Raw genomic sequence first — 20,561 nt, forward strand, 5'->3', positions numbered from 1 at the left:
ATTTTTTTACAAAAAAAGCAAAAGGGGATGTTCAAACTTTTCAAAAATTGCTAGAATATAGTAACCTCAAACAAGAGTTTCAGTAGAGGTTTTCAAAGTTTCGGTTTTGAAAGTTTTGGTTTTTGAAGGTTTCAAAGACGGATGGTTTCCGATTGAATCCATGAAGGAGGGAATAGGATGGAACGTAAAGTGCATATCATTCCTTACCAAGTGATCAAGCAGGAGCAACAGGTGAATAAAATACCGCGAGGAGTGGAGCTGATTCAGGCCCCTGCGGCGTGGAGCCGAACCCGAGGCCAGGGAGTGAAGGTGGCAGTACTGGATACGGGCTGTGATGCGGACCATCCTGATTTGAAGGAACGCATTATTGGTGGCCGGAACTTCACGGATGATGATGACAGTGATCCAAACATTTTCACGGATTACAACGGTCACGGTACGCATGTGGCAGGCACAATCGCGGCAACAGAAAATCAGGATGGTGTGGTGGGTGTCGCCCCGGAGGCGGATTTGCTCATCATCAAGGTACTGAACAAGCAAGGCTCCGGTCAATACGACTGGATCATTCAGGGCATTCATTATGCGATTGAGCAAAAGGCAGACATCATCTCGATGTCGCTTGGTGGTCCCGAGGATGTGGCTGAGCTGCATGAAGCGGTGCAGAAGGCGGTAGCGAGCCAAATTTTGGTCGTCTGCGCAGCAGGTAATGAGGGAGACGGTGACGACAGAACGGACGAGCTGGGCTATCCTGGCTGCTATAATGAGGTGATCAGCGTAGGCGCTGTAAACTTTGACAGACATGCTTCCGATTTCAGCAACTCCAACAATGAGGTGGATTTGGTTGCGCCGGGAGAAGATATTCTGTCTACCCTTCCGGGAGGCAAATACGCGACCTTCAGCGGTACTTCAATGGCTACCCCACATGTCGCTGGGGCTTTGGCGCTGATTAAGCAGTTGTCGAACGCGAGCTTTGAACGGAATCTCACCGAGCCGGAGCTATACGCCCAACTGATCAAACGCACGATTCCACTCGGCCATTCTGCAAAGCTGGAAGGCAACGGTCTGCTGTACTTGACGGCAGTCGAGGAGCTTTCCCGTATTTTCGACGCTCAGCGTGTAGCGGGGATATTGAGTGCAGGATCATTACATGTTAAATAAGCCGTAACTACGGTTATATAGCGGTTCTCATGAGAGAGAGCCGCTTTTTTGTGCAAAAATTTATCTTATGAAGAAAATTTAGGTTGACAAAATATTACATACTTCAACATAATGATATAGTACTAAAGTTTGTATAAATATGAAAAGGGGTTCTAAATAACTAATGAAAACGGGGATAACGCGTTATTTATGTGCTGCTGCAGAACTAGATCGAAATTTTCGACAAAAGGTATTAGAACAAATCGTTTATAATCGTTACTGCTTTGTAGCTCCTAGCTATGGAGCAGATATTGCTAAAGTTGCTGTTCAATGTATACAGGCAAAAAAACGGGACTTTTTTATGGATTGCGCTTTATTATTTCTTTTAGGATGGTTTGTTACGGCGATTTTTACAGATTTATTGATTTCTTGGCCGTTATTCTTATCCTTTCTAGTTAACATTGGATTTAGAATATATCCTTACTGGTATGTAACAAACAAGCTTTCTTCAGAAAATATTTCAAGTGACAAAGCACCTGATCTCAAAGAGATAGAAAATGATTTTTCGAAAAAAATGGAGGAGATGAATCAGGAAGGCAACGTAATCTATTTCGGAGGGGATTCACCATTTGTAGGAGCCGGTAATCGCTTATCAGGATGGTCTTTTTTAGCAGAAACAAAAATTAAAAACTCGGACGAATACATCAAACTTAACAACGCTGATCTGTATACATACATTGATAGCAAAATGAATGAGCTAAGTATTTCTCACATGACTACTGCAAATGCTCTTTATGTAGATGGCAGTAAAATCAGGAATGATTCAAGGTTCCTGGAGAAAGAAATGAGTTCTCCTAAGAGAATGATTGATACGAAATTTTTGCAAGAATACACAGAGCTAGAAGAAGAGCATGTTCGCTTCTATAAATCGATTCAAGTTACAGCATGGGACGGAGATTTTGTGTTCAGCACATTTTTTAGAGTACACTTTACACCACAAAATCTGTTTGTAGAAATGCAGAATTATCTGTTACCCCCTTTGAAAAAGGAATTTTATGCAATAGATAAGCATGGCTCTGATATTCCAGTACCTTTTATTATAAAGAGCATTTTATCTTCCATTATCCCAACATTTACAGGACTTTTTAAATCTATTGGTGGTGTATTTCGTGGGTTTAATGAATTTGTAGCTCAATCTTATAAAAAAGAGATGACACGTACGGAAATTAAACACAATCAAATTTTTAACTATGGGGCTAGAAAGAGCATAAGAGAACTCGCAGCAGATCATAAGTTGCATAATTTCTTTCAGGAATCGGATGTGGATATGTATAGAAAAAGAATAGAGAAAAGGCTTTTGCAAAGTATTCTCGAGTATCTTGAAGAAGTTAATGTGGATACAAGAGAGTTTAAAGCACGAGAGAATGTGATTGTAAATAATGGAGTCATGGTTACAGGTGGAGAGATTAACAACTCTCAAATAACAGGTAAGGGTAATTTCAAAAATAAACTTGCGAAAGTAGCTGAACAAATAACAAATTGAACCTCGAAGGAAGTGTAGGTTATGAAATTTGGTTCCATAGTTAACAATGGGGTCATGATTACAGGTGGAACTGTGAAAAATAGTAGTATTGTTGGGCAAAAAGTATCCACATCAGCACAATCTTCAGAACATAACTCAAAGCAGGATAAAAAATATGATGTTGGTCTGTCATTCGCAAATGAAGATCGTGCTTTTGTAGAAATGGTGCTTCATCATATTAGGAAAACCGAGATTCGCTTTTTTTATGACAAGGATGAGGTAGCCCAAATATGGGGAAATGATTTGTACAGATATCTAACCGATGTATATGTTAATCAGTGTAAATATACAGTGGTATTTCATTCAGCCTCTTATACAAAGAAAAAGTGGACTCAAGTAGAATGGGGTGGGATAAGAACAAAGCAACTTTTGGAGCAGAAGGACAGCTTGCTCTTGGTATTGCTGGATGATTCAAATATCAGCGAAATTACGGATCAATGGTCATATCTGGATGGGAGAGATTATAGTGCGAAGGAAATTGCGGACATAGTTTTAGAAAAAGTTTCTATGGATTGAAAATATTTTATTAAGGAGTAATAAATATGGAGCAGAAAACATGTTTTGTTGTTATGGGATACGGTATAAAAACCGATTATTCGACTGGTCGAAATCTTGATTTAGATAAAACATATCGGAATATAGTTAAACCTGCAGTACTGGAAGCAGGTCTTAAATGCATACGTGCAGATGACATAAAACATTCAGGTCTGATTGATGTTCCTATGTATCAATATTTATTGAAAGCAGATATAGTTATAGCAGATTTATCTACTTATAACCCTAATGCTTTTTATGAATTAGGAATTAGACATGCTTTGAGACCTCATACAACTATTGCGATTGCTGAGAAGAGTTTAAAAAACCCATTCGATTTAAATCATACAGTTATTCGTCCATATGAGCATTTAGGTGTAGGTATTGATCACGAGGAAGTGTTACGATTTCGTAAGGAGCTTAAGGAGACTATACAGGAGATTTTGAGTAACCCAAATGTGGATAGTCCGGTATACACTTACTTAGAAGGTTTAAAACCACCTTTTTTAAAAGAAGCAGCAGAGATCGAAAATGTGACTAATATAAAACAATCGTTGAGTTCTGTTTTGGAAATTGCAGAGCAAGAAATGAACCAAAAAAACTTTATTTCTGCAAAGAGTTTATTTCAAGTAGCTTTAAATATTGATCCTAATAGTGTATTTATTAAACAAAAGATTGCTTTAGCAACTTATAAAAGTGAAAATCCTGATTTACTTTCTTCCTTGTATAAAGCTTATGATATATTGCAAACGTTAGATCCTGATGTCACGACAGATCCAGAAACTCTTGGATTACTCGGAGCTGTTAGTAAAAGATTATGGGAAACGACAGAAGATAAAATATGGTTAGATAAATCGATATTTTTTTACGAGAAAGGTTTCTATATTAAGAATGACTACTACAATGGAATAAACTTCGCCTTTCTCTTAAACATGAGAGGTAATATTAGTGACAAAAACAATGCTATTGCTGATTACATATTAGCAGCCAGGACACGTTTAAAAGTGATTTCAATATGTGAGGCACTTATAGAGAATAACTTTGAAAGCAGAGGTGATAAGTACTGGATTCTTGCCACTTTGGAAGAAGCATATTTTGGTATTGGTGAATCAGAAAAGTATAATGAGTTAAAAGAACGTGCACAATCTATGTTACCTGGTAAATGGGAAAGAGAGAGTACCGAGAAACAGTTGGATAAACTATCGATATTTTTGCAAAATTCACCTTTGTTATAAACATTAAAATTTTTCTAAGAAATCATCTTAACATTACTTGGGAACCATAAGAATGGAGGGCAATAGTGGGATTACCCAGAACTTTTGTGGGATTCAGCAGTAAAGATATACACTATTATCATTTAATGCAGGCTTGGAAAAAGAATGAAAATATTGATTTTAATTTCACCGACTGTCAATTAACGTCCGAGGTCAACTCAAGTGTAGAGTCTTATATAAAAAAACGTTGTAGAGAGCGCATTAATATGTCTGGTTACTATGTTATGCTTATTGGTGAAGATACACGTCGTAAGCATAAATATGTAAAATGGGAGGCTGAGGTTGCTATAGAGAAAAAGTGTACAATCATAGGTGTAAACCTAAATAAATCAAAAGAATTTGACTCAGTACGTACTCCCGATGTTATTAGAAATATTGGGGCATTATTTGTGCCATATAACCCTGCATTAATTAAGAGTGCTCTTGAAAATTACGAAATGAAGGATTCGGGCAATTACATTTTTTTATAGTTTTTTGGGAAGTTTTAGATATAACCCCCATCTCCTTAATCATTGTGTTTATTTTATAGTTTTAGTCTAATGCAAAAGTCACTTTTGTAAATATAACTTTATTATAAAAGATCGCAGCCGGAGAGCATCAAGCATCTCTTCCAGGCTGCGATCTTTTGGTTTCTGTATGAGGTAGAATCTCATTTATAACAAATTCCATTGTACCTTGTTGAGTCATGCCCTGTGATTATTGCGCACCTTCAGTAATGGCGATTTCTTTCTCCAGATTTTCTCTGGACAGATTGGCGGTCAAATAATCCGGTGTATCGGGCAGGACGAGGTGCAGATTGGATTTTTGACAAACACGGATTGTGCACTTGTCGACAACAAAATCAAAGACATGCCCGCCTCCGGTACGTTCGTCGTTAATAAAGTGCAAATGGAACCCGGCCACTCCAATTCCTTGAGCATATGCAGGTGTCCAAAACCCGGTAATCACGCCGGAAGCGTCGTTAAAAGAGAAGGTGGGCTGTGATTTGGTCGCTTCGATAAAAGGTTTGTAAGGCTTCACTTGGTGAGGCACGGTGCGTGTCTTCACTTCACGAAAAGTGCCATCCATACGGAAGGCGTAAAACAGATTACGACTTGGAAACAGCTTTAGCAGCAGGGCTTCCAGCTCTTCACGATGCATGGGATGGTCAATAGTATATGTGAAATCTTCACGAAAAAAGGTGACAGTGGAAAAGGGAGTTGTCTCTTCCGGTTTTACACGATGGGCCGTACCGTCTGGAAGCAAGTGATAAAATTCGCCATCAAACGCAATCATCTCACCATTCAGTTGATCAAAGGTACCGAGCCCGAAATCCCCGTGCTTTTGCAGTTCCTTGAAGGCAACGACTCCGTCATAAAGACCATCCAATAAAGCGAGCATGGTGGACGTTTGGTAAATATCATGATCAGTTTTTTGCTTTGTTTCCAGTTCTGCAACGGTCATGGAAATACACTTCCTTTTGTGATTGTATGCATTTATTTTCTTTCTTTTTCAATAATAAACGTATGTTTTCAGTAATTAACATGAATAACTCAAAAAACTCATGAGAAAACGTTAAACTCCATTCAATGTCACGAATTCGTCACGTTTGGGTAACTGTGAAGTCAGTTTAACTGATTGGGCAGCAGTTTACGTCCCAATTGGATATTATCCTGATAATCAATCGGAATATCGACGACCACGGGGCCATCGGTATGTAGTGCCTGTTGCAATACGCTTTCCAGTTCTTCAGGGGAATGCACACGCAATCCGGTTGCCCCGAAGCTTTCGGCATATTTCACGACATCCACATCTCCGAATTCTACGCCGGATGTTCTGCCATATTTAATCTGTTGTTGAAAAGCGACCATGTCGTAGGTGCCGTCTCTCCATACGATGTGTACAAGTGGGGAGTTGAGACGTACCGCGGTTTCAAGCTCCATGGATGAGAAAAGAAATCCCCCGTCGCCGGAAATGGAAACGACTTTTTGACCGGGATTAACGAGAGTGGCAGCAATGCCCCAGGGGAGAGCTACACCCAGCGTCTGCATCCCGTTACTGAACAGAAGGCGACGCGGCTCATAGGATCGGAAATACCGGGCCATCCAAATGTAGTGGGAACCAACATCGCAGGTGACCGTAACATTATCATCAATCAGGCTGCGCAGAGTACGAATGAATTGTAATGGATGAATCAGATAGTCGTGCTTGCGGGCAGGGACGGCAGCTTGTTCGTTTAGATCGTGGCGGAGACGGTTCAGTTGGGCGCATGAGGTTTCAGACAGCTTTAATGCAGGCAATTCTTCTGCGAGACTGCGCACGATCAGAGCTATATTACCGATCAGTTCGTAATCCGGTTGATAATCATGGTCGATATCCGCCTGATGATCATCAAGATGAATGAGGGTTCGGTTTGCAGGAATGTTCCAGTTTTTCGGATCGTATTCAATGGGGTCATAGCCAATGGTCAGCACCAGATCAGCGGCTCCAAGGAGCATGTCACCCGGCTGATTGTGGAACAAGCCCACTCGGCCAAAATAATGGTCCTCCAGCTCGCGGGAAATGGCTCCGGCAGCCTGGAAGGTTTCAACGACAGGCAGATCTGTGTTCTGAATGAGTGCGCGGATGGCTGCTGTAGCTTCGGGAGTGCTGGCTTTCATACCGAGTAAAAGAACAGGTAACTTGGCATGGCTGATTTGGCCTGCTACTTGTTTGATAAGTCCGGCTGGTGCGGTTCCAAGCTGTGGAAGGGAAAGCTTCTCAATGGCGGTTACTTCGGATGAGGAAGTCAACACATCCTGCGGTAGACTGACAAAGGTTGCTCCAGGCTGTGCTGAGGTCGCAATCCGAAATGCGTTGGTAATGGCTTCTGGCACACTATCGGGATGCTCCACTTCCACACTGTATTTGGTGATAGGCTCGAATAACCCGGCGTTATCCATGGATTGGTGGGTGCGCTTCAAACGTTCGGATCTTGGAACTGCACCAGCGAGAGCGACGACGGGATCACTTTCCGCATTTGCGGTGACAAGTCCTGTAGCCAAATTCGACGCACCAGGGCCGGAGGTAACGAGACATACGCCCGGTTTACCAGTTAGGCGACCGACGGCAGCTGCCATAAAGGCGGCATTTTGCTCGTGACGGCATACGATCAGCTCCGGGCCGCGTTCTTGAAGGACATCAAATACCGAGTCAATCTTGGCACCTGGAATACCAAAAATATGTGTTACACCTTGTTTAATCAAGCAATCGACAACAAGGTCAGCTCCTTTTGTACCGGTTTTAGTATGGATAGCTTGCACTTTTGTGCTCAACGCGATCACCTCTTCTTTGGAATATGATAATGAATTACTTTCAATGTAAAACATTGGTTGTATATGACAATTATAATACAGAAACTGGTATTTTCAAGAGCGATATTTTCTGAAAAAGAGCGAAAATTTATAAAAACGTTTTCAAAGAGCGGTTCAAGAGGAAAAATAAAAAAGTGCATAGATTTGGAAATGAAGAATTTTCAAACCATGTCTATGCCCAAAAATAAGTGAGGGGGCGTATGTCAGAGTGACAAAACAAGTGTTGCGAACCAAGCCTGTGCAAGCCGGGCTATAGTCTGAAATAAAGTTGGACGGAGGAAACAGATCTGCCGAAGTTGAGGCCAGGTCTGTTTTTTTGTTCCTTCTCATGATAAAAATCACTTTCCTCTGCAAAGGATAGCGGTTACAATGTAATTGTTGTTAACGTAAACATTAAATTTAAGGAGAAGTAATCAAGGGTGATTCGACATACAGGTATCGTATTATAGCGGTATAATCTGATATAATCAGGTAACCTGCTATGCGTTATTGAATGCTATTACTGGATAGCAGAAGTATCGAATTCATTTTTGTTCACGTTAACAATTATCCGGAAACATGATTATAGAAGGGACGAATGAGCCATGACCAAAGCATTTTTAGACGACAACTTTTTGTTGAGCAATCCGACCGCTGAAATTTTGTATCATCAGTATGCCAAGGATCTGCCGATTATCGACTATCATTGTCATTTAAGTCCACAGGAAATTTACGAAAATAAAACGTTCAAAAACATTACGGAAGCATGGCTGTACGGGGATCATTACAAGTGGAGACTCATGCGGGCCAATGGAGTTGAGGAACGCCTGATTACCGGAGATGCGGAAGACTATGACAAATTTTTGGCTTGGGCCAAAACCGTGCCTACACTGATCGGCAACCCGCTGTATCATTGGACGCATTTGGAGCTTCAGCGCTTTTTTGGTGTCCATGAGCTGCTGAACGAACAGAATGCGCCTGTGATTTGGGAAAAGGTGAACCAAAAGCTGCAAGGAAAGGGCTTTGGGGCACGTGATCTGATTGTGAATTCAAAGGTAACCGTTGTGTGCACTACCGATGATCCGACAGACCATCTCGAATATCATAAGCAAATCAGCAAGCTGACCGATTTTCCGGTGGTTGTACTGCCAAGCTTCCGCCCGGACAAAGCGCTGGAGATTAACCGTGAGACATTCCAGCCTTGGGTAGCTCGATTGGGTGAAGTGAGCGGACTGGATGTTTCCGGTCTGGAAGGATTTTTGAACGCGCTGGCGAGCCGGGTGCGTCACTTCCATGCTGTCGGAGGACGGGTGTCCGATCATGCGCTGGATACAGTCGTTTATGAAGAAACGACACGTGAGGAAGCGGCAGCGATATACAGCAAGGCGCTGGAGGAAGGCAATGTAACTCCATTAGAAGAGGCGAAATACAAATCGTACGTCCTGGTATTCCTTGGAAAACAGTATGCAGAGCATGGCTGGGCTATGCAGTACCATATTCACGCGCTGCGTAACAATAACACTGCCATGTTCCGGCGCTTGGGACCAGATACAGGCTATGATGCGGTTAATGACGGCTCCATCGCTCGTCCGCTGGCGGCATTGCTGGACGCACAGGAGCTGGCAGGTGGTCTGCCGCGAACAATTTTATATTCGCTCAACTCAGTTGATTATCCGGTGCTGGCAAGTCTTGCAGGCTGCTTCCAGTCCGGCGGAACAGCAGGCAAAATCCAGTTTGGCACTGCATGGTGGTATAACGACCATATCGAAGGCATGCTGGAGCAATTGAAGCTGCTCGCAAACTACGGTGTGCTGTCCCGCTTCATTGGTATGCTGACGGATTCCCGCAGCTTCCTGTCCTACACACGGCACGAATATTTCCGTCGGATACTTTGTGATCTGATCGGAACGTGGGTACAAGAAGGCAAGGCGCCTGAAGATCTGGAGCTGCTTGGAGAGATGGTACAAAATATTAGCTACAACAATGCCAAGCAATATTTTAATTTCCCGACGGTTGTTCACAGCAAGTGATGATATACAGGATGAACTTGTAAATTCACATTTCAATAGATGCTCTTGCCTGGAGTATTTTCAAGCTCCGGGTAAGGGGATTGAAAACAGAATACGTATTCATTAAGAATGTGAAAGTAATCACAAGAAAATAGAGGAGTGAGCAGGGTATGGGAGTGCCTATCGTTCAGGAGAGCATCCAAACTGACAACAAGACAGGTGAGCATATCAGCCTGAAAGAAAAGATTTCTTACGGTATGGGTGACTTTGGAAACGGATTCATGTTTGATTTGGGGCAGTTGTACCTGTTGAAATTCTTTACGGATGTAGCAGGCGTTTCAGCAGGAGCAGCCGCAGGTATTTTTCTGGTCAGCAAGCTGTTTGCTGCCATCTGCGATCCTATTGTCGGGTCCTTTGTCGACTATCGCAAGCATATTGGTCCACGCGGGAAATTCAGACCCTTTCTTATCGTTGGAAGCGTTCTCCTTGCTATTCTTACGGTTCTTACATTTATTTCGCCGAACATCTCACCAACGGGCAAGCTTATTTATGCCTATGCGTCCTATATGATCTGGGGGATTGGATATTCCATTGTGAATATTCCGTATGGTTCACTGGGGGCGGCTATTACGCAGGATACCATTCAACGTGCTTCATTATCTTCCTTCCGTCAGGCAGGCTCACTGGGAGCATTATTCGTAACCAGTGTCATCGTTATGCCGCTTATTTTGCTGTTTCCCAACCATCATGTGGGATATCCTGTTGTGATGGGAATCATGTCATTCATTGGTGTGATCGCTTTTATGATATGCTATCGGGGAACGAAGGAACGTATTGTTAGTCAGTCGGGTCCAAAGGAAAAACTCTCTTTTGGCGTGATCGTGCATACCTTTACGACGAACAAGCCTCTGCTGGTACTCGTTTTGATGACGATTTTCACCATATCCGCGTACAATATCAAGTCCGCGCTGCTGATCTATTTTGCCGAATATAATTTGGGACATGTAGAATTAATGGCTTATATGAATTTTATTATAATCGGTTCATCGTTGCTGGGTGTATTGTTCCTGCCCAAGCTGGTGCGGCGCTTCGGTAAACGAAAAACAGCCATGCTTGGGATGCTGGTCAGTGTCATTGCCGACTCCATGAACTTCTTTATGCCTTCGAATGTATATATTTTCACCATTCTGGCCAGTATTTCGTTCATTGGTATTAGTATTCCTAACGGGGTTACCTGGGCCTTTGTCTCCGATATCATTGACTACGGTGAATGGTCATCCGGGGAGCGGAAAGAAGGGATTACCTACTCGCTGTTTAATTTTTCACGCAAATTGGCTCAATCCTTATCCGGCTTTCTTTCCGGTATCGGGCTGGCGCTTATCGGGTATGTCCCGAATGTGGTTCAAACCTCTGGAACGCTGCTCGGAATTAAAGCGCTGCTGTGTCTCTATCCTGCTGTTGCCCTGCTCATTGCCATGCTGGTAATCGGTAAACTGTACAAGCTGACAGACAGCAGACATGCAGAAATGGTTCAAGAGCTACAGCGTCGACATGCTGATAACCGCGTATAATTTGTGAAAGTCTTCTTTTCCGGGCGGCTCTTGTGGTATGGTGGGTATATAATTTTTTAGAGCCTCAGTAAAGAAAGGATACGTATATGGCAGCTACCATTAAAGACATTGCCAAATTGGCGAATGTTTCCCATACGACCGTCTCCCGGGCGCTCAACAATAGCCCATTGATCAAAGAAGATACCAAACGAAAAATTATGGAGCTGGCGGAGCAACTCAATTACATTCCAAATTTTAACGCCAAAAGCCTTGTGCTCCAGCGCTCGCATACGATTGGCCTGTTTTTCACCAGTATTTCAGAAGGCACCAGCTCCAGCTTTTTTGCGGACACCATCCGTGGAGTTAATCATGTCATTGGGGTGGATTACAATCTGTTTGTGGGAGGGATTGACGATTACGCCGATTTTTCGGCTATTCACCGCAAACGTTTTGATGGCATCATCCTGATGAGTCAGAGCGAGGCGGACAACCCGTTTATTTATCATGTGCTCGGTCAGGGCATTCCGCTCGTCGTGCTGAATCGGCAGGTGCCAGGGGCAGGCATTGTGAATGTCATTTCGAACGATAAGGAAGGATCCTATGCGGCAGTTTCTTTTCTCATTGAAAGCGGTCATGAACGCATCGCGATCATTGAAGGGGTAGAAGGCTTTAAGTCCACCCAGCAACGGCGCGAGGGCTTCATGAATGCGCTGATTGACAGCGGCAAGCCGATTAGGCACGAATATATTATGCATGGCCATTATGACACCGAAAGTGGAAGCCAAGCGATGAAGCAGTTGCTTTCCTTGGAGGAACCACCGACGGCGGTGTTTTGCTCTAACGATGATATGGCTATCGGGGCGATGAACGCAGTATTCGAGCACGGCTTAAAAGTACCGGACGATGTCTCGGTCATTGGATTTGACGATATCGGCTTTTCGATGTATACAACCCCGCCATTAACGACGGTCAAAAGACCGATTGAGCAGATTAGCGCGCGTGGAGCCGCATGTATTTTGGAACGGATCCAGTCACCGTCGAACGAGGGCGAGCTTATATTTATGGAAACCGCGCTCATGAAGCGGAAATCAACGGCAAACAGACAGCGTTAAGTTTTTTTGTTGGAAAAGGGCAAACCATAAAGGGCAGGTTCAGTGCATGACGCGCTGTTCCTGCCCCTTTTTTATTCAAATATGTGCGAGTGTGGCGGCTTTTATCGTAAAAGATTCGTTTTCGCCAGTTCAACAATTTCGTCACCGCGCCCGTTCAGCACAGCTTTCATCATCCACAATGTAAAACCTTCAGCCTGTTTGAGATTAATCTTGGGCGGCATGGATAGCTCCTGACGATTGACCACTACATCCACTACTACAGGGCCATCGTGAGCCAATGCCTGTTGAATGGCGCCCTCCAGCATCGCTGGATCTTCGACTCGAATTCCCTTGAGACCCATGGCTTCCGCCACAGCGCCAAAATCAGGATTCACCAGCTCGGTACCGTTTTCCAGAAAACCGGCTGCTTTCATTTCCAGCTCAACAAAACCGAGGGCGCCGTTATTGAAAACAATGACTTTTACAGGTAACTGATGCTGTTTCAGGGTAAGCAGATCGCCCATCAGCATCGTCAGACCACCATCGCCAGAGAGGGCAATAACCTGTCGGTCAGGCTCAGTGGCTTGTGCCCCAATCGCTTGCGGCAATGCACTTGCCATCGTTCCATGATTGAAAGAGCCGATAAGTCGGCGTTGGCCGTTCATTTGCAAATAACGTGCTGCCCATACAGTGGGAGTACCGACATCACAGGTGAAAATGGCATTTTCATGCGCGGCGTCACTGACGACCTTGGTGAGATATTGCGGATGGATCGGTATATGGCCCGGTTTACCAACCGCCAGTTCATCCAACTCCTGACGCACCTTGGTATAGTGGGAGACGGTTTTTTCCAAATGCTTGGAATCATGCTCTGTCGTTAAATGAGGAAGCAGCATTTCCAACGTTGCTTTTACATCCCCGCACAGCCCATAGGTTAAAGGGGTGCGTCTGCCGAGGTGGGCAGGCTCAATATCCACTTGCAGCACAACTGCATTTTCGGGATAAAACTGTCTGTAAGGAAAGTCTGTTCCGAGCATAAGCAGGACGTCACAATCCATCATCGCATGGTATCCGGAAGAATACCCGATCAGCCCCGTTAAGCCTGCATAATAAGGATTGTTATACTCCAGATATTCCTTGCCCCGAAGGGCAGCAACCATAGGGGATTTCAGCTTGTCGCACAGTTGCATGAGCAATTCGTGGGATTTCGCACAGCCGGAGCCGCATAACAAAGTGATTCGTTTGCCTTTATTCAGGTACTCGGCCAGCCGGGAAATTTCCGAAGCTGACGGATGTACCACAGGTGCAGTGGGATGGTAGACATGTTCAGGAATAGGCGCCTTTTCAGCTGCTAAAGCTGCCACATCCCCGGGAAGAACAATGACGGAGACACCTGAACGTGAAACGGCCTGTTGTATAGCCATCGTAACGGTTCTTGGAATTTGTCGTGGAGTCGTAATGACCTCACAGAAGTGGCTGCATTCCCCGAAAAGATGCTCGGGATGCGTAGCCTGGAAATATTCGCTTCCAATTTCGTCGCTTGGAATGTGGGCCGCAATAGCGAGTACAGGTACCCGATTGCGGTGACAATCATATAATCCGTTAATTAGATGCAGATTTCCGGGACCACTGCTGCCAGCGCACACTGCAATGCTGCCGCTAAGATCAGCATCTGCCCCGGCTGCAAAGGCAGCCACTTCTTCGTGCCGCACATGAATCCATTCAATTTGACCGTCGCTGCGAATGGAATCAACCATATTATTTAAGGAATCTCCAACGATACCATAAATTCGCTTGACCCCTGCATTGACTAAAACTTCTACAATAGTATCTGCAATTGTCTTCATAGATGTTCCTCCTGCCTAGTAAGTAACGTTATCCTGCCCGTGCTATCTTGCATCTATTCTAATTAGCCTTAACCGCCTTGGTTCAGGTGCGAAACAACAGGAAGATAGTCATAGATCCGCGAATGGTTGCATAAGTTTATATGTTAACGTGTTCATATTATTGTCATTAATATTTTAAAAAACCAAAAATGTTGAGAAAACTATTTTGTTAACGTGTGCATTGTGATAAAATGTTGTTGAAATCATTAAGGTAATAATGGGAGGTTACTCCGGATGAAACAAGTAGATGAACTAGACCAACTAAACAGAAAAAACTTTATCGTGACAGAGCCGCATCCTGAGAGGGTGCTGCAATTTGGAGAAGGGAATTTCCTGCGTGCTTTTGTAGATTGGCAATTTGACAAAATGAATAAGCTAGCCGATTGGAATACGGGTGTTGTCATTGTACAGCCGCAGGCAGGAGGTCTCGTAGAGAAGCTTAATGAGCAGGATGGCCTGTACACGGTTATTCTCGAAGGGATGAAAGACGGGCAGGCCGTGAAGGAGCATACCTTGGTGGAGTGCGTCACCCGCGGGCTTAACCCGTATAGCTCAGACTGGTCAGCATATGAGGCGTTGTCCCAAAAACCGGAGCTGCGCTTTGTCGTATCGAACACGACGGAGGCAGGAATTGCTTACGGACCGGAGGATCGGCTGGAAGATCGCCCGCAAAAGAGCTTTCCAGGTAAGCTGGCTGCTTTGCTGTATAAGCGCTTTCAATTTTTCAATGGAGATCCAGGCAAGGGCCTGGTAATCATCCCATGCGAGCTGATCGACCGCAATGGAGATGCGCTCAAGGAAATTGTATTGAAATATGCAGATCAGTGGAAGCTTGGGGCTGAGTTTACATCCTGGCTGGAGGAAGCGAATACGTTCTGCAACAGCCTCGTGGATCGGATTGTGCCGGGTTATCCCAAGGACCGGATCACAGAGATTCAAGCAGAGTTGGGTTATAGGGACAGCCTGGTCGTTGTCGGTGAACAGTATCACCTGTGGGTCATCGAAGGACCACAATGGCTCAAGGAAGAATTACCTGCTCATCTGGCTGGGCTGAACGTACTGATCGTCGACGATATGGCGCCATACCGTACACGCAAGGTGCGTATTTTGAACGGGGCACATACGGCGCTTACGCCTGTCGCTTATTTATATGGCTTGGATACGGTAGGGCAGGCGGTCGAGCATGATGTCGTGGGTGCTTTTATCCAGTCACTCATTCGAGAAGAAGTGATTCCAACGCTGGATTCGCCAGCAGCGGAATTGAATGTATACGCCGATGATGTCATTGAACGGTTTCATAATCCGTATGTGAGTCATTATGTCATGAGCATTGCATTGAATTCGATATCCAAGTTCAAGACACGTAATTTGCCTTCCCTGCTTCAATATGTGGAGCAACATAAGGCATTACCTGTAAAAACGGTATTTTCGCTGGCGTCTTTATTCGTATTTTACCGGGGAAAGAGAGACGGCGAACCGATTGCTTTGGCAGACGAAGCGGAAGTGTTGACCGCGTTTGGCGAGCTGTGGAGCGGGTATGACGGAACACTTGCCGGAGCGAAGCAATTAACGGCACAGATACTGGGCAAGCAAACCTGGTGGGGGCAAGACCTGAACCAGATTGCAGGATTGGCTGAACAGACGGCACAGCATGTCTATGAGATTACAAGCAGGGGAATGAAGGAGACGCTGGATTCTCTAACCGGGAACAGCGTGCCCAGAGCATAAGCAAGGAGGAGACTGGAATGCTGGAATTCATTCAAATTCATGATCAAGATAACGTGGCTGTCGCTTTGCGTGATTACAAGCAGGGTGAGACGTTGGCGTGGGGAGCACATGGAGAACAGCGCGTGGTGCTGGCCGAGAATGTGGCGCGTGGGCATAAAATTGCATTGCAGGACATTCCTGAAGGTGGAAATGTGCTGAAATACGGATATCCGATCGGCCATGCCATTCAGCCCATTCAGGCAGGGCAGCATGTGCATACGCATAATACAAAGACGAATCTGACGGGCGTGGAGGAGTACACTTACAAGCCTAAGCCAGCGCCTCATTTATATGAACAGGAGAGTCGTACATTTCAGGGTTATCGAAGAAAGGACGGTCGCGTGGGGATTCGCAATGAGTTGTGGATTGTGCCAACGGTCGGTTGTGTGAACGGGATTGCCGAGCTTATTTTAAATCGTTTCAAGCAGGAAGCGGGCGATATTTCGCCTTTTGAAAATGCACTTGTGCTCAAGCATAATTATGGTTGTTCCCAGTTGGGAGACGACCATGCATATACGCGCACGATTTTGATTGATGCGGTTAAGCATTCCAATGCAGGTGGCGTGCTGGTTCTTGGCTTAGGCTGCGAGAACAATGAAATGAAGGAGTTCAAGGAAGCTATTGGGGAATATGACCCGGAACGGGTAAAGTTTTTGCTTTCCCAGGAAGTATCGGATGAAGTGGAGGAAGGGGTACGGCTGCTTCATGAAATTTATGCGGCTGTGCAGGAAGATCGGCGGGAGCCTGTACCTTTAGCTGAGCTGAATATCGGGCTAAAATGCGGCGGCTCTGACGGCCTGTCCGGTATTACCGCCAATCCGCTGCTCGGTCGGCTGTCGGATTATATGGCTGCGCAGGGTGGTACGACGGTACTCACTGAGGTGCCGGAAATGTTCGGTGCGGAGACGATTCTCATGGAACGTGCGGCAGACGAGGAAGTATTCGACAAAATCGTGCATCTGATTAACGATTTCAAGCAATATTTTCTGGATTACAAGCAGCCGGTATACGAAAATCCATCACCGGGTAACAAAGCAGGGGGCATCACGACACTGGAGGATAAATCGTTGGGCTGTACGCAAAAGTCCGGCTCTTCCACGGTCACCGATGTCATTCAGTACGGGGAGCGTCTCAAAACCAAGGGACTCAACCTGCTCAGCGCACCGGGGAACGATCTGGTTGCTTCTTCGGCGCTTGCAGCAGCGGGCTGCCAGCTCGTAATTTTCACAACTGGACGCGGTACGCCTTTTGGTTCCTTCGTTCCGACGATGAAGGTTTCGACCAACTCGCCGCTGTATAAGGCCAAGCCCCATTGGATCGACTATAACGCCGGTTCACTGGTGGAAGAAGTTAGTATGGAGGATGCGCTCCGCAGCTTTGTGGATTACATTGTCGATGTAGCCAGCGGAACCTGGGTGAACAACGAGAAGAATAATTTCAGAGAGCTGGCTATTTTTAAAAACGGTGTTACGTTGTAAAAGGATTACAACGAATGGGGAGGCGGAAGAATTCCGTCTCCCTTTTGGTGTTTGTTTGCCTCTTAATAAGTATGCTAGACTTACTGGAAAAGTTAACTTAATGAAATTTTACGAGTACGGGGGGATATGCAGTGCAGAATGAAATTGTTGCTTATCGGGAAGAAAATCATGATCAGCTCGTAGATATTTGGCATCGGGCTGTACGTCAGACTCACACATTTTTGACGGAAGAAGACATTCAATTTTACCATCATATCGTGCGAAATGGTGCACTAAGAGAAGTTGAGATTTGGATGGAATGGAACGAAACCCAAGATCCAATAGGATTTATCGGACTGGACGGGATTAAAATAGAGATGTTATTCGTTGACCCTAAGCGGCACGGACAGGGCACAGGCAGCCGTTTAATCCAGCACGCTGAAAAAATAAAAGGCAAATGCCTCAAAGTGGACGTTAATGAGCAAAACGAATATGCACACGCTTTTTACAAACATTATGGCTTTGTACAAACAGGTCGATCCGCACTGGACGGATCAGGGCGAGCACTCCCTTTACTTCATTTGGAGAAAAACAACTGAACGATTGAAGTTCACCAAATCCGTAAATCCCGTTTACCTCTGCTTAAATGGGATTTTTTCTCATAAAAAGCTTGCGGCATCGTTGGTTTTATGATATAACTTAATTAAGTTATAATTACGTAATTAAGTTATTTAATAATCGTTATTCAGAAATTCTTTGGTTTGGCGAACTTTCTATTTCGTGAATATGAAAAGTCGGACAAGGAGGTGGGGAGGGTGGATGATCTTGTTCACTCCGACATAACAGATTTAGATGTACTTGTTAATATGATTAAGCTGTCATTTTCGTTTAACGACGGAGCCAATATGATTGCATTATGTGATCATCTGTACGAGCGTGCCAGCCAGAAGTATCAGGAGTTACAGTTCTACAAAGCGCACAAGAAACCCGTACAACCCATACATACCAAACGTCCACTAGTATATTACTATGGATACAGTCATCTGATGAAAGGAATGGCCTTCCAGAAACAGGGCAAATATGATGAAGCCCGAGATTGCATCGAAAAGTATGCGGAATTGGGCTGGTTTAATGGTCTTGATCCTCAAGGGGAAGCGGAAATCGAATATTATCGCCATGCTGCCAAAGCCAATCTGTATGCCCTTGATATTTTGTCAGGCTGTTCCGAAGTGTTGCAAGAATACGTTCAATTCCTTCGGGACAATCCGGAAGAACTGTTACCGGGGCTTCTTTCCATCGTGGAGGGGGCATCCAGGCACGACTATTCTTTAGAGGTTGTGCTTGAGCCCTTTGCTGAACAAATTGACGATTTCAAATATCTCGAAGAGCCTGTGAATGTGTCTTATTATTTTCGCTTTTGCTATCAACTGTCTCTCTATTACATCAAGCAGCAGCAGTTCACGGTTGCGCTGGACTATATTCTGCAATCCCTCATGCTGTCAGATACCCTGGGTATGGAACATGAGCATGAGTTCAGGAAGTGTACCGCCATTTTTGAGATTTTCAGATCCCAAGCTACGGCAACACAGCAAGACCAATATATAACTATTTTAAAAGGAGTGTTAAAGGATGAAAAAATTGATTTCACAGCCTCTGTCGCTCAGTCTGTTTAGCTTGCTGGTGTTTGTTACAAGTCATGACCTCATTTCCGTGTTTTATCATGGAGCAAATCATTAATTGGACAGAAGTAAGCAGAAAAGAAGTTCTCCAGCAAGTAGATATTTGATGTAAAAGTATGCCAAATAGCAAGTAAGCTCAGTACGAATCGGGCTTGCTTGCTATTTGGCGTCGTTATATGAAGACTAAGCAGTTGTAGGCTTATGCAGAACACCCTGCTCTGATGGATGCAATGAAATTTTCAACTGCTGGTAGGCTGGGAATGTTTCTTCCAAATGGTACGGTGCACTTTTGAATGCCGCATCCAATGCCCGTAGAAAAGAACCGACGAACTGCTCTGGAGAAAAGTAAATGCTTTGCCCGATCATATGTATGTGAAACTCATTATGATCCCGGTTGCTCACCGAAAGCAATAATCCCTTACCCTGAAAACCCGTTTCGATTGCACGTACTTTATTTATGCTTGAGAGCAGCATTTCTGTTTTCAACGCACGACCCTGTTCCTCTATAAACACGGAAATCAGGCGTTTATCCGTCACGATCATAATTTGGTTCCCCCGAAACGTATGGGTAAGATGCACAAAATCTTTATACACGCCAATCGTCTGCTCATGGGGAGAGATGATCCCCAAACGTACAAACTCAGCCAAGTCGGCGGCATCAGGCTCCTGATGATTTTTAATCCGTTTCTTGATACTGAACTGAAGGGTCAGAATACCAAAGATGGCTACGACAAAAAGGACCATCCCGCCGCTAAGCACGGTGAAATTCAGGGCAATAAAAGCTCCTAGCAAGCATTGCACCCAGGTGATATAACCCAACTTTTGCTGAACGGTACGACGATAGTAGCGGAAGCGTTTTCCCGGTTGATATTCCACAGAAAATTTCGTCATCCCGCGCATAAGCATTAAGCTATAGATACATAAAATAGTAGCTCCAACTGTAATGAGGGCCATGAGCCACTCTTGAGCAGCTATGCCAATTAAGGCGCACAGCCCGCACAGGATGATCCCCGCCCAGCAGGCAACTCTTTTAATGCGAATCTGTTTTTGAATCGAACGAACTAATTCATCCATTTTTCTTAATCCTCCTGATCTAGATGTATAGGTAATGTTTGGAATAACATGTGGTCTTATCGTACCATTGGATAGTCTTTTTCGTAAATCAATAGATTGTAAAAAAATGCTGCACCTGTACTTTAGACACCAAAATCAAAAAAAATCGGTACTACTCATGAACAGCAGGATTAGACGGAAGGGATGACGCCACAGCAGTTTCGAGTGAGG

The 20,561-nt window shown here is 44.5% G+C and carries 16 protein-coding genes; 12 read left to right on the top strand and 4 right to left on the bottom strand.

Annotation, left to right across the window (positions count from 1 at the left end; genetic code table 11):
- The first annotated feature begins 177 nt into the window (after window positions 1–177).
- From ABIA61_RS02485 to ABIA61_RS02505, 5 genes are all read left to right on the top strand, one after another.
- A complete protein-coding gene (locus tag ABIA61_RS02485) occupies window positions 178–1,158 on the top strand; it encodes a S8 family peptidase (protein ID WP_404580250.1) in 981 nt (326 codons plus the stop codon).
- 163 nt (window positions 1,159–1,321) lie between these two features.
- Window positions 1,322–2,680, top strand: coding sequence for a hypothetical protein (locus tag ABIA61_RS02490; protein WP_404580251.1), 1,359 nt, complete (start codon window positions 1,322–1,324; stop codon window positions 2,678–2,680).
- 21 nt (window positions 2,681–2,701) lie between these two features.
- Window positions 2,702–3,235 (top strand): TIR domain-containing protein, encoded by a 534-nt coding sequence (locus tag ABIA61_RS02495; RefSeq protein WP_404580252.1) that lies wholly within the window; start codon window positions 2,702–2,704, stop codon window positions 3,233–3,235.
- Window positions 3,236–3,261: 26 nt separating this feature from the next.
- Window positions 3,262–4,488 carry a TRAFs-binding domain-containing protein gene (locus ABIA61_RS02500; RefSeq protein ID WP_404580253.1) on the top strand — a complete coding sequence of 409 codons (1,227 nt, stop codon included), beginning with the start codon at window positions 3,262–3,264 and terminating at the stop codon, window positions 4,486–4,488.
- 65 nt (window positions 4,489–4,553) lie between these two features.
- Complete coding sequence (locus ABIA61_RS02505; protein ID WP_404580254.1) at window positions 4,554–4,997, top strand: TIR domain-containing protein; 444 nt, start codon at window positions 4,554–4,556, stop codon at window positions 4,995–4,997.
- A gap of 226 nt (window positions 4,998–5,223) precedes the next feature.
- Here ABIA61_RS02505 and budA read toward each other — a convergent pair whose 3' ends face one another.
- On the bottom strand, window positions 5,224–5,970 hold the full coding sequence (gene budA / locus ABIA61_RS02510) for an acetolactate decarboxylase (RefSeq protein WP_404580255.1): 747 nt from the start codon (window positions 5,968–5,970) through the stop codon (window positions 5,224–5,226).
- Between the two features lie 161 nt (window positions 5,971–6,131).
- Window positions 6,132–7,829, bottom strand: a complete 1,698-nt coding sequence (alsS, locus tag ABIA61_RS02515; protein WP_283655741.1) for an acetolactate synthase AlsS — start codon at window positions 7,827–7,829, stop codon at window positions 6,132–6,134.
- Between the two features lie 614 nt (window positions 7,830–8,443).
- Here alsS and uxaC point away from each other — a divergent pair.
- From uxaC to ABIA61_RS02530, 3 genes are all read left to right on the top strand, one after another.
- Entirely contained in the window at window positions 8,444–9,868 is a 1,425-nt protein-coding gene (uxaC, locus tag ABIA61_RS02520) for a glucuronate isomerase (protein ID WP_404580256.1), read from the top strand.
- Window positions 9,869–10,017: 149 nt separating this feature from the next.
- Window positions 10,018–11,418 (top strand): MFS transporter, encoded by a 1,401-nt coding sequence (locus ABIA61_RS02525; protein ID WP_283655743.1) that lies wholly within the window; start codon window positions 10,018–10,020, stop codon window positions 11,416–11,418.
- Between the two features lie 86 nt (window positions 11,419–11,504).
- A complete protein-coding gene (locus ABIA61_RS02530) occupies window positions 11,505–12,509 on the top strand; it encodes a LacI family DNA-binding transcriptional regulator (RefSeq protein WP_044645572.1) in 1,005 nt (334 codons plus the stop codon).
- Window positions 12,510–12,610: 101 nt separating this feature from the next.
- Here ABIA61_RS02530 and poxB read toward each other — a convergent pair whose 3' ends face one another.
- Entirely contained in the window at window positions 12,611–14,335 is a 1,725-nt protein-coding gene (poxB, locus tag ABIA61_RS02535; protein ID WP_404580257.1) for a ubiquinone-dependent pyruvate dehydrogenase, read from the bottom strand.
- A gap of 273 nt (window positions 14,336–14,608) precedes the next feature.
- Here poxB and ABIA61_RS02540 point away from each other — a divergent pair, with 273 nt between their 5' ends.
- From ABIA61_RS02540 to ABIA61_RS02555, 4 genes are all read left to right on the top strand, one after another.
- Window positions 14,609–16,102, top strand: coding sequence for a tagaturonate reductase (locus ABIA61_RS02540; protein ID WP_404580258.1), 1,494 nt, complete (start codon window positions 14,609–14,611; stop codon window positions 16,100–16,102).
- A 17-nt stretch (window positions 16,103–16,119) separates the two neighbouring features.
- Entirely contained in the window at window positions 16,120–17,619 is a 1,500-nt protein-coding gene (locus tag ABIA61_RS02545; protein WP_404580259.1) for a UxaA family hydrolase, read from the top strand.
- A 131-nt stretch (window positions 17,620–17,750) separates the two neighbouring features.
- Complete coding sequence (locus ABIA61_RS02550; protein ID WP_404519164.1) at window positions 17,751–18,197, top strand: GNAT family N-acetyltransferase; 447 nt, start codon at window positions 17,751–17,753, stop codon at window positions 18,195–18,197.
- A gap of 216 nt (window positions 18,198–18,413) precedes the next feature.
- Window positions 18,414–19,271, top strand: a complete 858-nt coding sequence (locus tag ABIA61_RS02555) for a DNA-binding protein (protein ID WP_283657840.1) — start codon at window positions 18,414–18,416, stop codon at window positions 19,269–19,271.
- Window positions 19,272–19,460: 189 nt separating this feature from the next.
- Here the strand turns inward: ABIA61_RS02555 and ABIA61_RS02560 are convergent, their stop codons facing one another.
- Window positions 19,461–20,351, bottom strand: a complete 891-nt coding sequence (locus tag ABIA61_RS02560; RefSeq protein ID WP_283655750.1) for a hypothetical protein — start codon at window positions 20,349–20,351, stop codon at window positions 19,461–19,463.
- Window positions 20,352–20,561 lie beyond the last annotated feature (210 nt).

Source organism: Paenibacillus sp. RC21 (assembly GCF_044907935.1).
GTDB lineage: Bacteria > Bacillota > Bacilli > Paenibacillales > Paenibacillaceae > Paenibacillus > Paenibacillus terrae_A.

What these genes read in the sequence shown, in the direction of transcription:
- ABIA61_RS02560 (WP_283655750.1), bottom strand. Translation starts at nt 20,351, where the DNA reads ATGGATGAATTAGTTCGTTCGATTCAAAAACAGATTCGCATTAAAAGA.
- ABIA61_RS02500 (WP_404580253.1), top strand. Translation starts at nt 3,262, where the DNA reads ATGGAGCAGAAAACATGTTTTGTTGTTATGGGATACGGTATAAAAACC.
- ABIA61_RS02485 (WP_404580250.1), top strand. Translation starts at nt 178, where the DNA reads ATGGAACGTAAAGTGCATATCATTCCTTACCAAGTGATCAAGCAGGAG.
- poxB (WP_404580257.1), bottom strand. Translation starts at nt 14,335, where the DNA reads ATGAAGACAATTGCAGATACTATTGTAGAAGTTTTAGTCAATGCAGGG.
- ABIA61_RS02490 (WP_404580251.1), top strand. Translation starts at nt 1,322, where the DNA reads ATGAAAACGGGGATAACGCGTTATTTATGTGCTGCTGCAGAACTAGAT.
- budA (WP_404580255.1), bottom strand. Translation starts at nt 5,970, where the DNA reads ATGACCGTTGCAGAACTGGAAACAAAGCAAAAAACTGATCATGATATT.
- ABIA61_RS02540 (WP_404580258.1), top strand. Translation starts at nt 14,609, where the DNA reads ATGAAACAAGTAGATGAACTAGACCAACTAAACAGAAAAAACTTTATC.
- ABIA61_RS02495 (WP_404580252.1), top strand. Translation starts at nt 2,702, where the DNA reads ATGAAATTTGGTTCCATAGTTAACAATGGGGTCATGATTACAGGTGGA.
- ABIA61_RS02530 (WP_044645572.1), top strand. Translation starts at nt 11,505, where the DNA reads ATGGCAGCTACCATTAAAGACATTGCCAAATTGGCGAATGTTTCCCAT.
- uxaC (WP_404580256.1), top strand. Translation starts at nt 8,444, where the DNA reads ATGACCAAAGCATTTTTAGACGACAACTTTTTGTTGAGCAATCCGACC.
- ABIA61_RS02545 (WP_404580259.1), top strand. Translation starts at nt 16,120, where the DNA reads ATGCTGGAATTCATTCAAATTCATGATCAAGATAACGTGGCTGTCGCT.
- ABIA61_RS02525 (WP_283655743.1), top strand. Translation starts at nt 10,018, where the DNA reads ATGGGAGTGCCTATCGTTCAGGAGAGCATCCAAACTGACAACAAGACA.